We start from the raw sequence: 13,853 nt of genomic DNA, 5'->3' as shown, positions 1-13,853 counted from the left end.
GAGGTATTTTTTATGAATCACGAGGATGTACAGAAAGTATCAAATGCGGCAAATGCAAAGATCACTCTGCTTCAGAATAATTTTCTGAAGTATTTTATGAGAGCGGTCATGGCAGGATTCTTCATTGTGGTGGCAATGATCTTTTCCAATGTGGTCGGCAATGTTTTTGCCGGAGCAGAGGAACCGGCGTGGGGTAAGTTCCTCGGAGCAATCGTGTTCTCAATTGCCGTTCTTCTGATCTCAATGGTTGGAGGAGAACTCTTTACCGGAAACAACCTGGTTATGGCGTTTGGAGCTTATGACAAGAAGGTAAGCTGGGGAGATGCCGGTAAGGTGTGGGTTGTAAGCTACATAGGAAACTTTGTGGGATGTCTGATTCTGTCGCTTATCTTTGTATGGGCAGGAGCTTCAGGAACCGGAGATTATTTTGCCGGATTTATCGGAAACAAGCTTGCGATCCCGGCAGGCCAGATGTTTTTCCGTGCTGTTTTGTGTAACTTCTTTGTATGTCTTGGGGTACTTTGTGGAATCAAGTTAAAGAGTGAGACTGCAAAGTTTTTGATGATCGTTATGTGCATTGCAGGTTTTGTTGTCAGTGGATTTGAGCACTGTGTTGCAAATATGGGTATTTTTGTGACAGCGGGTTTCCTGGTACCGGGACTTTCCATTGGTGCAATGTTCAAGAGCATGGTGATCGTCACACTGGGAAATATGGTTGGCGGTGCAGTTCTTCTTGCATGGCCGCTTAGAAAGATGAGTGCAGATCAATAATATGAGTAAGGCTTTATATATTGCAGAGAAACCGAGCGTCGCTCAGGAATTTGCAAAAGCATTAAAAATTAACGGACAGAGAAAAGACGGATACCTGGAATCAGAAGATTCTATCGTGACCTGGTGTGTAGGACATCTGGTCACGATGAGTTATCCCGAAAAATATGACATCAAGTACAAAAGGTGGAGTTTTGATACCCTGCCTTTTTTGCCGCGTGAATTTAAGTACGAGGTGATCCCGGGGGTTCAGAAACAGTTTGACATTGTGAAAAGGCTTCTGAACCGCCCGGATGTAGAGACTATTTATGTGTGTACCGACTCCGGACGTGAGGGAGAATATATCTATCGTCTGGTAGCACAGATGGCTGGTGTGAAGGATAAGGATCAGAGACGTGTCTGGATCGATTCCCAGACAGAAGAAGAGATCTTAAGGGGAATCCGTGAGGCGAGGGAACTGTCAGCTTATGACAATCTGGCGAACTCTGCTTATCTCCGGGCCAAGGAGGATTATCTTATGGGGATCAATTTTTCCAGGGTGCTTACACTGCGCTATGGAAACAGTGTCTCCAATTATCTGAATACGAAATATCAGGCGATCGCAGTAGGAAGGGTCATGACCTGTGTTCTTGGGATGGTCGTGCGCAGGGAGCGGGAGATCCGCTGCTTTGTCAAGACACCGTTTTATCGCGTGATCTCCGGAATTGCTCTGGAGGGTGAGAAGTTTGATGGTGAATGGCGGGCAATGGAAGGAAGCCGGTATTTTAAGTCTCCTTATCTGTATAAGGAAAACGGCTTCAAAGAAAGAAAACACGCACAGGAACTGATCGATTTCTTAAATAAGGAGCAGCCGCTTAAGTGCTGTGTCGAGAAGATCGAGCGTAAGAGAGAAAACAAAAATCCACCGCTTCTTTTTAACCTGGCGGAGCTTCAGAACGTATGCTCTAAGCTGTTCAAGATCAGCCCGGATGAGACTTTGAAGATCGTCCAGGAATTATATGAGAAGAAGCTGGTCACATATCCAAGGACGGATGCCAGAGTGCTTTCCACGGCAGTATCGAAAGAAATTTACAAAAATATCGCAGGTCTTCGCAGTTATTCCGCAATTGGAAATGCCGCAGAAGAAATCCTTCAGATGGGAAGCTACAAAAGCATTGCAAAGACACGGTATGTCAATGATAAGCAGATTACAGATCATTATGCGATCATTCCGACCGGTCAGGGACTGAATGTGCTTGGCAGGCTTTCACTTACGTCGCAGAGAGTTTATGAGACGATCGTGCGCCGTTTTCTGTGCATTTTCTGTCCTCCGGCAGTCTATCAGAAGGTCAGTCTGGTGACGGAGATGCAGAAGGAGAAGTTTTTTTCAAGCTTCAAGGTACTTCAGGAAGAAGGATATCTTAAATATGCGGTGAATTCTTTTGCCCGTCGAAATACAGGTGGAACACAGGATGCAGAAAAAAGTGACAGTGAGGATGTTTCCTGTGATGCACAGCTTCTGGCCGCATTGCATAAGCTCAAAAAGGGTGATATACTGGACATAGATTCGCTGGAGATCAAGGAAGGCGAAACTTCACCGCCGAAACGTTATAATTCAGGTTCTATGATCCTTGCGATGGAGAATGCAGGACAGCTTATCGAAGATGAGGAACTGCGTGCACAGATCAAAGGAAGCGGGATCGGAACCAGTGCGACCAGAGCAGAGATATTGAAGAAGCTTTTTTCCATCAAATACCTTTCGCTTAATAAGAAGACACAGGTGATCACGCCGACGCTTCTGGGAGAAATGATCTTTGATGTGGTGAACTGTTCGATCCGGCAGCTTCTGAATCCGGAGCTGACTGCAAGCTGGGAAAAGGGACTGAACTATGTCGCAGAGGGAAGTATCACGCCGCAGGAATATATGGATAAGCTGGAACATTTTGTCCGGATCCGTACGGATCAGGTAGAGCAGAGCAATTATCAGTATGCGTTGCGGCAGTTTTTTGATGCGGCGGCGGTTAATTATCAGAAGAAACAGACAACGTCAAAACGAGGAGGAAATATCTGAATGTTAAAAGATTTTACAATTTCAAATCTGCTGGATTTAAATGAGACGATTGCAGGGGAATTATTTGAAGGAAAAACCTATCCGTGGGAAGTGCTTCCGGAGATTGGAGATTTTATTCTGAAGCTTGGCAAGACTCTGGATCCACAGGAATATGACTGTAAGGATGGCAATATCTGGATCGCAAAGAGTGCAAAGGTTGCACCGACAGCATGTATCAATGGACCGGCGATCATAGGAAAGGACGCAGAAGTGCGCCATTGTGCATTTATTCGCGGAAATGCCATCGTAGGTGAGGGTGCTGTTGTAGGAAATTCTACAGAGCTTAAAAATGCAGTACTGTTCAACAAAGTACAGGTTCCGCATTATAACTATGTAGGAGATTCTGTCCTTGGTTATAAGTCCCACATGGGAGCCGGATCCATCTGTTCCAATGTGAAATCCGACAAGAAGCTGGTTGTAGTCAAGGATGGTGAAGAAAAGATTGAGACCGGGGTTAAGAAATTTGGCGCAATGCTTGGAGATCATGTAGAGGTTGGCTGCGGTTCTGTTCTGAACCCGGGAACTGTGATCGGAAGAAATTGCAATATTTATCCTCTTTCACCGGTAAGAGGCTGCATTCCTGCAGACAGTATTTACAAAAATGCAGCAGAGATCGTCAAAAAGAACTGATCGTGACGTTTAACGGTAGAACAGGATCTGCCGGAGGATCACCAGAAGGATGATGTGCACCGGATAAAACAGATAAAAAAAGTATTTCGCGGCTTTTCCTTGGATAAAGCCGCGTTTTCCATTGTACATATTAATGGAAATAAAGGAAAAACACATTTTCCACTCATAATTCATCCACAGAGTGCTGACAAGTGCCTGCTGGAACTTCTGGGTACGGAGCAGATACATGATCAGGATCAGAAGAAAGCCATGCCAGCTGTAATCTGCGTGTAAAACAAAAGAGAAACCGAAGAGTCCGGCAATACATAACAACTGCAGCAGTGGCTTCTCCCACAGAGCCTCCAGCGCACAGAGTCCAAGATAACCCAGAAATAAGGTAAAAAATACATTCTGTGTATCCGGGTAATGCCAGGTATTGCTGAACATGAAATTCCATGGGATTTCTGAGATCAATGCAAAGAGAAGCAGGTTCTGTCCGTATTTCCGGCGATCATGTGTGTGCAGGAATCCTTCCATCAAAAGAAAGCAGAAGATTGGAAAGGCAGATCTGCCAATGTCCCGGACAATACGGTACCAGGTGATCTCAGTGGAACCGATGGTAAAAAGAACCCGAAGCGCGGGCTTATAGTTGGCAAGGATCAGAACTCCGGTATGATCGATCAGCATCAGAATGCAGGCAAGAAGCTTAAGGGCACTGCCGCTTAAGATCTGAAATCTTGTCGGAAAAATACTCGGAGGTAATGTCGGCTGTGTGCAGGTAGTCATAAAAATCTCCTTCGATAAAATTTTCGTGTTTTGTATGCTCATATTTTTGCATGAATGAACAATATCCTTATTTTAGCATAAAACATACTATTTTACCAATCTTGTCTGGGAAAATAGGCTATGTTATATTGTAACTGTTCACAGGTAATATTCCGCGAGGTGTTTTGCCATGTATATGACAAAATCCCGAGACATACGAGGCAAAATGCCATCACCGAAGGTGATTTGGAATGCATTTTGACCAAGTTACTGCGAACGGAGTGAACAGTAACGTTATATTAAAGTAATAAAGCAAATGGCGCAGGCTGGGAGGGATGTTTATGGTAAACAGATGGAAAATTCAGATTCCGGAGCTGACAGGGGAGGAAGAGAGGAATCTTTATATTTATCTTCCGGATTCCTATGACTGGGATAAAGAAAGATATTATCCGGTCTTGTATATGTTTGACGGACACAACGTTTTCTTTGATTCTGATGCGACCTATGGGAAATGCTGGGGAATGAAGGAATACATGGACTATACAAACACGCAGATGATCATTGTGGCAGTCGAGTGTAACCACAGCCCGGACAATGGACGGCTTAAGGAATATGCCCCATTCAGCTTCCATGACGCAAGATGTGGAAGCATCACAGCGAAAGGCACGATCACGATGGACTGGATGGTTCACACTCTGAAACCAAAGATTGACAGAGATTTCCGGACGATCAGTGACAGGAAGCATACTTTTATCGCGGGCAGTTCCATGGGAGGCCTGATGAGTCTGTATGCAGTGACCCAGTATAACGCTGTTTTTGGAAGGGCTGCGGCACTGTCTCCGTCTGTATGGACAAGTGCTGATAAACTGGAGCAGCTGATCCGCAGGACCAAGATCCGACAGAATACAGTGATCTACATGGATTACGGTTCTGTAGAACTGGAACAGCGCCCAAAGGTCTACAGAGATTTTGAGCGGATCGCGGCGGCATTTTTCCAGAAAAGAGCTCTTCTGGAAGTCAGAATCGTTCCGGGCGGCACACACTGCGAGGCAAGCTGGGAAAGACAGATCCCGTTTTTTATGAATACACTTTTGTACGAGGAATAAAGAGATGGAAGTACAATACAAAAAAGAATACAGTCCGGCTCTTGGGCGGGATATGGAGTGCAAAATTTATGGTCACAAAGGCAGACCGGTGCTTTTTATCCCGTGCCAGGACGGAAGATTTTTTGACTTTGAAAATTTCCATATGACAGACACCTGGAGTCCCTGGCTGGAATCCGGTGAGGTGATGGTATTTTCTATTGACACGATCGACCAGGAAACCTGGTCAGATACAAATGGCGATCCATACTGGAGGATCCGGCGTTACGAACAGTGGCTTCAGTATATCACGGATGAGATGATTCCGTTTATGCGCGAGATGGTCAATGAGAGGAACGGTTGGAGTGGATATCCGGGAATTATGGTGTTTGGCTGCAGTCTCGGTGCGACGCATGCGGCAAATCTGTACTTTCGAAGACCGGATCTGTTTGACCGGCTGCTGGCACTGAGCGGACTTTATTCTGCAGGTTATGGTTTTGGCTCCTATACAGATGAGGTTGTTCATCGGAATTCTCTGGTGGATTTTCTTGGTGATATGTCAAAAGATGATTCTAGGATCACGCTTTATAATCTTAAGAAAGCCGTGATCTGTGTTGGACAGGGACCGTGGGAACTTCCGGATTCCACAAGACAGCTGTCTCATATCCTGGAGGAGAAGAACATCCATGCGTGGGTGGATTTCTGGGGTTATGACTGTGCCCATGACTGGTACTGGTGGTATAAGCAGGTGGAATATTTTGTCCCATACCTGCTCAAGAACGATTGAGATAAGACGAGAAGAAAAGAGTGATATTATGAAAAATTTTCTGTTTATTTCCCCTAACTTTCCTGAAAATTACTGGATGTTCTGCCGGGAACTTAAGAAAAACGGGCTGAACGTTCTGGGAATCGGGGATCAGCCGTATGAAGAACTGAGTCAGGGCCTGAAGGACAGTCTGGATGAATATTATAAGGTGAGCAGTCTGGAGAATGAAGAAGAAGTATACCGCGCAGTTGCATTTCTGATTTTTAAACACGGCAGGATTGACTGGCTGGAGTCCAATAATGAATACTGGCTTGAAAGAGATGCAAGGCTTCGTACAGCATTCCACATCACAAGCGGATTCCAGGAGGATGATATTCCGAGGATCAAATATAAATCCAGGATGAAAGAGTATTATGCGCGGGTGGGAATTCCTACCGCGAGATATCATCTGGTCGATACGATGGAGGGATGCAGGAAGTTTATTGAAGAAGTGGGATATCCCGTTGTTGTAAAGCCGGATAATGGCGTCGGAGCAAGTCACACTTATCGCCTTGAAAATCAGGAACAGCTGGAGGAGTTCATGCAGACCAAAGAAGCAGATGTTTCCTATATTATGGAAGAGTTTGTCTTTGCAGAAGTGAATTCTTATGATGCGATCATTGACTCTCATGGAAATCCGATCTTTGAGACGGGAAATGTATCCCCGGTTTCGATCATGGACATTGTAAACAACGAAGACAATGCGATCTTTTATATTGTGAAGGAGCTTGCCGGAGATACGCGTCAGGCCGGTCGTGCCACGGCAAAAAGCTTCAATGTCCGAAGCCGTTTCGTTCACTTTGAGTTTTTCCGCCTTCAGAAGGATCAGGAGGGACTTGGAAGGAAGGGAGAGCTTGTCGGTCTTGAGGTAAATATGCGTCCAAGCGGCGGATTTTCTCCGGATATGATGGATTTTGCCTGCACAACGGATGTTTATAAGATGTGGGCAGATATGATCGCATTTGATAAGACAGAAATGCATCCGGGTGAAAGACAGTACTGTGCATTTGCCGGACGAAGAGATGGCAAGAGGTTTGTCCTAAGCCATGAAGCTGTTATGGAAAAATATCGCCAGAATATCCGCATGGAGGATCGTTTGCCGGAGGTTCTGGCAGATGCGATGGGCAATCAGATTTACATTGCAGTATTTCCGACCAGGCACGAAATGGAGAATTTTTTTCAAGATATCCTAAAATCTGAGTAATAATGACAAAATTACTTAAGTTTTACTGGACTAACAAGAGGTTTTATGAGAAAATACTGTCAGGTTGTTAGTCTATCTTTTAACAACATTATAGTAAATCTATACTTGAAAGGAGTTTTAACATGATTTATTCACGCGAAGTAGAAGAAATGTGCCCAGTTGCACAGGGTGTCCATCACGGCGCCGCTCCAATCCCGGAAGAAGCAAAATGGGTTCAGGCTAAGGAAGTGAAGGACATTTCCGGTTTCACACATGGTGTAGGCTGGTGTGCTCCGCAGCAGGGTGCTTGTAAGCTGTCCCTGAACGTAAAGGAGGGTATCATCCAGGAAGCACTGGTTGAGACAATCGGATGTTCTGGTATGACTCATTCTGCAGCTATGGCATCTGAGATCCTTCCAGGACTGACTGTTATGGAAGCGCTGAATACTGACCTTGTATGCGATGCTATCAATACTGCTATGAGAGAACTGTTCCTTCAGATCGTATACGGACGTTCTCAGTCTGCTTTCTCTGAAGACGGACTTGCAGTAGGTGCAGGACTTGAGGATCTTGGTAAAGGACTTCGTTCTCAGGTTGGTACTATGTACGGAACACTCAAAAAAGGTCCTCGTTATCTGGAAATGGCAGAAGGCTATGTTACAGGTATTGCTCTTGACGAAGATAATGAAATTATCGGTTATCAGTTCGTAAGCCTTGGCAAAATGACTGATTTCATCAAAAAAGGTGATGACCCGAATACTGCATGGGAAAAAGCAAAAGGTCAGTATGGCCGTGTTGCAGATGCTGTTAAGATCATCGACCCACGTAAAGAATAATTATACCGATTATAATTTCAGGAGGATAAGTAAATGGCTTTATTTGAATCATATGAGAGACGAATTGACAAGATCAATTCAGTTTTAAACAGCTATGGAATCGCTTCTATCGAAGAAGCAGAGAAAATCACTAAAGATGCAGGCCTTAACGTATACGATCAGATCAAAGGCATTCAGCCGATCTGCTTCGAGAACGCTTGCTGGGCATACATCGTAGGTGCAGCTATCGCAATCAAAAAAGACTGCAGAAGAGCAGCTGACGCAGCAGCAGCTATCGGTGAAGGCCTTCAGGCATTCTGTATTCCTGGATCCGTTGCTGATACACGTAAAGTAGGTCTTGGACATGGTAACCTTGGTAAAATGCTTCTGGAAGAAGAAACAGACTGCTTCTGCTTCCTGGCTGGACATGAGTCCTTCGCAGCAGCTGAGGGTGCTATCGGTATCGCTGAGAAAGCAAACAAAGTTCGTAAAAAACCTCTTCGTGTTATCCTGAATGGTCTTGGAAAAGATGCAGCTCAGATTATCTCCCGTATCAACGGATTTACATATGTAGAGACTGAGTATGATCCATACAAGAACGAAGTTAAGGAAGTATTCCGCAAATCCTACTCTGAAGGACTTCGTGCAAAGGTTAACTGCTACGGTGCAAACAGCGTTCCGGAAGGTGTTGCTATCATGTGGAAAGAAGGCGTTGACGTTTCTATCACAGGTAACTCCACTAACCCGACACGTTTCCAGCATCCGGTTGCAGGTACCTACAAGAAAGAATGTAACGAAAAAGGAAAGAAATACTTCTCCGTTGCATCTGGCGGTGGTACAGGACGTACACTTCACCCGGACAACATGGCAGCAGGTCCTGCTTCCTACGGTATGACCGATACACTTGGACGTATGCATTCTGACGCTCAGTTCGCAGGATCTTCTTCCGTACCGGCTCATGTAGAAATGATGGGTCTTATCGGTGCTGGTAACAACCCGATGGTTGGTATGACAGTAGCAGTAGCAGTTGCCGTACAGGAAGCTGCTGATGCTGGCAAGTTCTAAGAAATACCGAATTTTAGCCGATTTTGGTAGTATAAAATAGGGCTAAAAGGTGACAAAAAGTGTGTTGTTTGACCACTGTTTGACAACTTATTGCTAAATTTATAGGGAGCTGTTCTAAGCGAGCAGTTCCCTTTTCTATTGCATTTTTTCCAAATCTTCACGCAGCCATTCGACGTACATCTTTAGCTCGCATAAGCTGATAGGTACAGACAAATACAAGACTACAGCTGATAGGCGTCCACTGATTCGAATGATATTAGACCAGATATTAAAGAAGCAATTGATAGCTACGAAACTTTCATGAATGATTATTGCGATTTTATGACAAAATACTCAGAGTCAGATGACGTGGTATCAATGATGGCGGATTATGTCGATTATATGTCAAAATATGCTGATATGGCTAAAAAGTTCGATGATCTTGAAAACGATAATTTGAACGATGCTGAATTATCTTACTATCTTGAAGTACAAACAAGAATCACTCAGAAATTGGCGAATGTGCCAACAAATTAAATAATAATTTCCAAAAGGGCTTATGTTACTGACATAGGCTCTTTTTTTCATTTTTGGAGGATATTATGAAATACTATTACAACAAGCCTGAATATTACACATCCATATATGGTATGATTTATCAATGTAATCACCCTATATATACCAGATGTACTTTATATAAGATAGGACAAAAAGGTTTAGCGGTTATTCAGCAACGTTATATTTCGGACTCAAAATCCACTTATTGGACTGAAATAGAGCCATGGCTTGTGGACTATTTATATTTGAATCCCAAATTCAAAAAATTCTTTGATGAGCGTGCCGGAGAATGTGTTGAAGGATTGTATCTGACAGTATCTATACGTCAGATTATGTGGGGTCTTAGGGTGAAGCCACTGAAGCGGGAACGCTGGGAAACCTGTTTCGATCGTAAAAATATTTAGCGAAAATTACATTTGCTATTATGAAAGGAACTTCCTGATAAGTTTTAGAGGAAGTCGGATATCGTTTCTTTGAGCCATTATTAGTAAGAATATTATCCCAAACAGTTTTACCAGCTTGGAATACAATTCCAACACCAAGAAGTCCAAGAAGAGCTGGAGCAATGGAACTTAATACTGTTAATAGTCCGGAGCCTGCAGACTTTATTCCGGCCATTAAACCTGCACCGCCAAATAATGATCCAAGACCTCCAGAAGAAGCAGTCGTATTAGAATAAGTAGCGGCGACCTCTTCAGCAGTATGTGTTTTGTAAGCGTTATGCAAAAATGATCCGGCAATATTCTCGGTAAGATATCCATCAGAATCTACTTGTTTTAAATATTTTGCGGCAATATTTAAGTCTCCAAATGAACCAAGAGCGGTTGTCAATCTCGTTGCGTCCAATGGATTGGTTTTATATGCTTAAAAAGCTTTTGTCAAATTTCCGATTTTACTTAATGACACTGTATAAAAACATGCTATAATTAATACATATAAAACGGGAGGATAAAGCAATGACTCTTTTAAAATGTCCGAAATGTGGTTGTGACCATGTATGGAGAAATTCAATATGTTCATCTTGCAGTTTTAACACTCGAACATATTTGGAGCAACTAATAAAAGAAACAGAAAATATGGACGATGACACACGGAGAAAGTATATTAGTGATACAATTTTATATAAAGAAAATAGTGATCAAATGATTAGTGATATTTTAATGAATATGGACTTAACTGCTAAAAAATTAAAAAAAGATAAAGAGAAGCAACTATATAATCAACCAATAATTCCATGTCCAGCGTGTGGTAAAAATATTTCAATAGAATCAGATGTTTGTGTACATTGTGGTTATCCATTAAAAAAGAAACTTATTGAAAATGGGATTTTAAATCCCTTGCCATCAACTCCTTGCCCTCGCCCCTCAACTCCAACCAACCAAGTCCGTTGTCCAAAGTGTGGATCTACATCAATCGCAACAGAAAAAAGAGGTTTCGACCTCATGTGGGGATTCTTGGGATCCGAATGGGTTACATACAATGTATGCCAGAAATGTGGACGCAGGTGGAAGATAGGAAGATAGGAGAAAAATATTATGGGAAGTCATATATGGGGTAATATATATCTATATTGCTGGGAAAATAAAATTGATTTTCGACAGGTGTTCAGAAAGCTTTTGAATACTGAATTAGAGATGTATAAAAAGGGATGCGAACAATTCTTAGTCCCTTATACGCACAATAAAAATAATCTATTTAATAAAAGAAAGCTTGTTGGTTCTACATTAGAACTTGATGTGGATGTGTTAACTTCACATTTTCATATTCCTATTGAAGAAATTTTTAAATCTCAAAATTATCTTAAAAGGTTAATAGAACTGATGAAAACAGTTGCGTATGATTGTAGATCAGATGCAGAATATGAATCTTTGCAAAATCTATGATCGCCTACACAAATCTGGTTCATCAGATATATTTTCACAGTTGAACACAGAATCTATTTTTAAAGTATACGGTTATACGGTTGATGTAAATGAGGGATTATCAGATAAAGCTAGGCATAATCTTTTGGACTTCCTTATTAATAGAAAAATTGTAACAGTATTGCAAACATTAAATTTTCTATAGTGGCTCATCAACAGTAGAAAAAATAACTCAAATATGTATAATGCTGTACAAAAATGGGAGAATGATTTTTCTTATATAAATGAAAAGTATAATTCTTTGCAAAATGTTATTGTTGTATAAGCATCCGACTTCATACTGGGATATCCGTTATCCGGACAGTATTTTTCTTCAACTAGATCACAAATAAAGTTCTAATCGATTGCCTTATTAATCGTAGCATATGATTTAAAGGTACCATGTCATCCATGGAAAACATCATCAGTTGTTTTCTTTTTTTATCTGCATTTTTTGTCATCAGAGTTGAAGGAAGTCATAAAAAAGACTATCGTGTAACACTGTATTTGGGACAGTGTTCTTCTACAGGAAGGTTTCAAGTTGTGCATAAGAAAAAAGTATATGCAAGGGAAACAATTGTAGGGGTTGTATTTCCAGATAAAATACCGATAATAGATCCAATGGCAGCAGAGATTATAGAGAGAAAAGGGCTTAATGCATTTCGGAAGGCGAGAGGAAATATGGCTAAGTCGGAAAGCATAGAGCTTCATCATGTAAATGGATATATAAGAGCGAAGAATATGAGAGAAGCATTTAAAAATATGAAGGAAAATTGTAATCCTAAGTACATAAGATTTTTACAGGCACAGGCACATGAAGTTTTGAGTCGGATAGGAAATCATCCAGGAAATCTTTATAATGGAAATGAAACATCAGAGGACATTAAGAATCTTGGGCGAGCAATAACTGCTTCTGGGATAGAAGAACCATTGACGCATTTGCCAGGAGAAAGAAGAAATACTGGAGATATTTGTAGCACATCAGATGTTACATTACAAAATGGGACGAAGATGAATATATATGATTTTGTAAATGCATTTCTTGCCGGAAAGATTGACGGAGAAGGAAATATTTTGGAAAGACCTGCTCAGGTAGTTGCGACGAGAATAACAACAGAAAATTAATTAGAATTTAAGCCTAAAGAGAAAAGCCTGGATAGCAGAAATATTCCATAAACTACTGCTATCTGGGGTACTTATAACGGAGAAGGGGTTTTTATTTTGGGGTATTTCCTAGATCTGGTCTAGTTATACACTGGGAGCTTATGCGATTAATTAATGGTGACTGATATTTATATCCTCTCCGTGGAATCCAAAAAATGAGTTGCCGAAACAGGTTTATCCATATTATAATGGAAGTATAAGAAAATAAAGTTTGTAAAGATGAACAGGAGTGAGAGTAATGCCAGAGATATCGTTGTTTTATGGGATTCGTGTTACCATGTATTATAATGATCATATGCCGCCGCATTTCCATGCAGAGTATAATGGTAAAAAAGCATTGATTGATATTGTCAATATTCAGGTTATAAAAGGGGCATTACCGAATAAGCAGCTTCGCCTGATCTTAGCCTGGTGTACGATCCATCAGGATGAACTGATGCAAAACTGGGAACTGGCAAAAGATATGAAGCCATTAAACAGAATTAATCCACTTATCTAAGGGGGGAATCATATGAACGAATATTTTCCGACGGTAGTACAGGTGATACCACTGGATAATTTTCATGTACAGGTATTCTTCGATGACGGCAAGATTGTAGATTATAATGCTACAGAAGATCTGAACGCAGAGATATTTAAACCATTAAGAGATATCAATGCTTTTAAAGATGCATGTACTGTCATGAACGGTACTCTTGCATGGGATATTTCTGGTAACAGAGATGAATCCAGTTGTATTGATATTGATCCATTTACTATATATGAGTTAGAATCTATCAATAATTTGATTGCCTGAGGAGGTTGTTATTGACAAAAAGGAAAACAGGTTTTATTATTAAACGTAACACATGGGAAATTGGAATGACGTGTGCGGTTATTTGGAATTTGACGTGTCTAAATCTTGATTTTCTTTGGAAAAAGCCGTATAAGTACCGGCTCATGTAGAAATGATGGGTCTCATCGGTGCTGGTAACAACCCGATGGTTGGTATGACAGTAGCAGTAGCAGTTGCCGTACAGGAAGCTGCTGACGCTGGCAAGTTCTAAACATACTTTTAACAGAGAGATAAT

The 13,853-nt window shown here is 41.7% G+C and carries 16 protein-coding genes and 2 pseudogenes; 15 read left to right on the top strand and 3 right to left on the bottom strand.

The genetic code is table 11. The features are described 5' to 3' along the window. Window positions 1–12: 12 nt before the first annotated feature. The 3 genes from GT674_RS03955 to GT674_RS03945 are packed head-to-tail and all read left to right on the top strand — an operon-like array spanning window position 13 to window position 3,487. Window positions 13–771, top strand: coding sequence for a formate/nitrite transporter family protein (locus GT674_RS03955; RefSeq protein ID WP_161284530.1), 759 nt, complete (start codon window positions 13–15; stop codon window positions 769–771). Window position 772: 1 nt separating this feature from the next. Continuing rightward, on the top strand, window positions 773–2,818 hold the full coding sequence (locus GT674_RS03950; RefSeq protein WP_161284529.1) for a DNA topoisomerase: 2,046 nt from the start codon (window positions 773–775) through the stop codon (window positions 2,816–2,818). After that, complete coding sequence (locus GT674_RS03945) at window positions 2,819–3,487, top strand: UDP-N-acetylglucosamine pyrophosphorylase (RefSeq protein ID WP_161284528.1); 669 nt, start codon at window positions 2,819–2,821, stop codon at window positions 3,485–3,487. Window positions 3,488–3,496: 9 nt separating this feature from the next. Here GT674_RS03945 and GT674_RS03940 read toward each other — a convergent pair whose 3' ends face one another. Next, complete coding sequence (locus GT674_RS03940; protein WP_161284527.1) at window positions 3,497–4,252, bottom strand: TraX family protein; 756 nt, start codon at window positions 4,250–4,252, stop codon at window positions 3,497–3,499. Window positions 4,253–4,572: 320 nt separating this feature from the next. Between GT674_RS03940 and GT674_RS03935 the strand changes: the two genes are divergently transcribed. From GT674_RS03935 to GT674_RS03910, 6 genes are all read left to right on the top strand, one after another. Beyond that, window positions 4,573–5,337 carry an alpha/beta hydrolase gene (locus tag GT674_RS03935; RefSeq protein WP_161284526.1) on the top strand — a complete coding sequence of 255 codons (765 nt, stop codon included), beginning with the start codon at window positions 4,573–4,575 and terminating at the stop codon, window positions 5,335–5,337. Between the two features lie 4 nt (window positions 5,338–5,341). Beyond that, window positions 5,342–6,100, top strand: coding sequence for an esterase family protein (locus tag GT674_RS03930; RefSeq protein ID WP_161284525.1), 759 nt, complete (start codon window positions 5,342–5,344; stop codon window positions 6,098–6,100). A gap of 28 nt (window positions 6,101–6,128) precedes the next feature. Further along, window positions 6,129–7,322: an ATP-grasp domain-containing protein gene (locus GT674_RS03925; RefSeq protein WP_161284524.1), complete on the top strand. Its 1,194-nt coding sequence runs from the start codon at window positions 6,129–6,131 to the stop codon at window positions 7,320–7,322. 122 nt (window positions 7,323–7,444) lie between these two features. Beyond that, window positions 7,445–8,137 carry an iron-sulfur cluster assembly scaffold protein gene (locus GT674_RS03920; RefSeq protein WP_005422272.1) on the top strand — a complete coding sequence of 231 codons (693 nt, stop codon included), beginning with the start codon at window positions 7,445–7,447 and terminating at the stop codon, window positions 8,135–8,137. 33 nt (window positions 8,138–8,170) lie between these two features. Then, window positions 8,171–9,181 carry a GGGtGRT protein gene (locus tag GT674_RS03915; RefSeq protein ID WP_005422274.1) on the top strand — a complete coding sequence of 337 codons (1,011 nt, stop codon included), beginning with the start codon at window positions 8,171–8,173 and terminating at the stop codon, window positions 9,179–9,181. Window positions 9,182–9,436: 255 nt separating this feature from the next. After that, window positions 9,437–9,697 carry a DUF6591 domain-containing protein gene (locus GT674_RS03910; RefSeq protein ID WP_330585466.1) on the top strand — a complete coding sequence of 87 codons (261 nt, stop codon included), beginning with the start codon at window positions 9,437–9,439 and terminating at the stop codon, window positions 9,695–9,697. Between the two features lie 363 nt (window positions 9,698–10,060). Here the strand turns inward: GT674_RS03910 and GT674_RS03905 are convergent, their stop codons facing one another. Then, the gene (locus GT674_RS03905) at window positions 10,061–10,549 is read right to left on the bottom strand and encodes a hypothetical protein (protein WP_161284522.1); all 489 of its coding nucleotides are present in this window, start codon (window positions 10,547–10,549) and stop codon (window positions 10,061–10,063) included. A gap of 125 nt (window positions 10,550–10,674) precedes the next feature. On the opposite strand from GT674_RS03905, the gene GT674_RS03900 reads away from it, so the two are divergent. Together GT674_RS03900 and GT674_RS03895 are read left to right on the top strand one after the other, a co-directional pair. Then, entirely contained in the window at window positions 10,675–11,241 is a 567-nt protein-coding gene (locus tag GT674_RS03900; protein ID WP_161284521.1) for a hypothetical protein, read from the top strand. A 12-nt stretch (window positions 11,242–11,253) separates the two neighbouring features. After that, window positions 11,254–11,601 (top strand): hypothetical protein, encoded by a 348-nt coding sequence (locus tag GT674_RS03895; protein WP_161284520.1) that lies wholly within the window; start codon window positions 11,254–11,256, stop codon window positions 11,599–11,601. A gap of 270 nt (window positions 11,602–11,871) precedes the next feature. Here the strand turns inward: GT674_RS03895 and GT674_RS03890 are convergent. Further along, window positions 11,872–12,083: pseudogene (locus GT674_RS03890) on the bottom strand (IS5/IS1182 family transposase); the annotation flags it as partial. Window positions 12,084–12,162: 79 nt separating this feature from the next. Between GT674_RS03890 and GT674_RS03885 the strand changes: the two are divergent. The 4 genes and pseudogenes from GT674_RS03885 to GT674_RS03870 form a co-directional block, all read left to right on the top strand. Beyond that, complete coding sequence (locus GT674_RS03885) at window positions 12,163–12,744, top strand: hypothetical protein (RefSeq protein WP_161284519.1); 582 nt, start codon at window positions 12,163–12,165, stop codon at window positions 12,742–12,744. A 277-nt stretch (window positions 12,745–13,021) separates the two neighbouring features. After that, entirely contained in the window at window positions 13,022–13,282 is a 261-nt protein-coding gene (locus tag GT674_RS03880) for a DUF4160 domain-containing protein (protein WP_161284518.1), read from the top strand. 12 nt (window positions 13,283–13,294) lie between these two features. Next, complete coding sequence (locus GT674_RS03875) at window positions 13,295–13,579, top strand: DUF2442 domain-containing protein (RefSeq protein WP_161284517.1); 285 nt, start codon at window positions 13,295–13,297, stop codon at window positions 13,577–13,579. Window positions 13,580–13,712: 133 nt separating this feature from the next. Next, window positions 13,713–13,829 (top strand): annotated as a pseudogene (locus GT674_RS03870) (GGGtGRT protein); the annotation flags it as partial. Window positions 13,830–13,853 lie beyond the last annotated feature (24 nt).

Origin of the sequence: Blautia sp. BIOML-A1, assembly GCF_009883055.1 — a bacterium.
GTDB lineage: Bacteria > Bacillota > Clostridia > Lachnospirales > Lachnospiraceae > Blautia_A.
Note: the sequence above shows the minus strand (reverse complement) of the source record. Positions and strands in the feature narration are given on the sequence as shown.